The sequence below is a fragment of the Vibrio sp. 1402 genome (assembly GCF_033340275.1).
This window is the reverse complement of the sequence record NZ_JAWOWE010000524.1, coordinates 1-571: the sequence shown is the minus strand read 5'-3', so window position 1 is coordinate 571 and position 571 is coordinate 1. Positions and strand designations below refer to the sequence as shown.

Sequence of the window (571 nt, the reverse complement as noted above, 5' to 3'; positions counted from 1 at the left end):
TTGCGATTAGCTTCATTGCCGCTTCATTCTGGATGGTTGCACCTGTTGCGGCCAATGATGAGTGGAGTTTTGAATGGGATTGGGCGGTAAGTTACGAAACTGCCAAGCTGCGAGATAGCGCGTTTATGGAGGCGCAAGGAAGCGCGCGTGACTCGCTCAATGCTCTACTTGATGTGCAAGTGAATTATCAAAACATCAGTGGCTTATTCACCTTGTACAGCCAAGGTTTGTATCTCAATCAGCAAGGTGAGCATGAATGGTGGGGCGAGGCGGATAATCAACTTCTTATCCGAGAACTGGCGTGGCAGGGCGAATGGCAAGTTGGTGATACCACTTTGGATGTTAGCGCGGGCAAGTTGCGCGTTGATTGGGGCGTAGGTTATGGCTATCGACCTTTAGATTTGTTCAAACCATATCGACAAAATCCGGTCGGCTTGGTGGCAGAGGAGGGAGCGGGTGTGTTTTCACTTTCGTATTACGACATGTCAGGTGTATGGACGGCGATTGCAACGGACTCGAGTTGGGGACAACAGGATCAAAGCGCGCTTGATCAAGCCGCGGAGCAGCGTGG

The 571-nt window shown here is 51.1% G+C and carries 1 pseudogene; it reads left to right on the top strand.

The window, feature by feature from the left end:
* Nucleotides 1-32 precede the first annotated feature (32 nt).
* A pseudogene (locus tag R7044_RS27050) lies at nt 33-571 on the top strand (hypothetical protein); the annotation flags it as partial.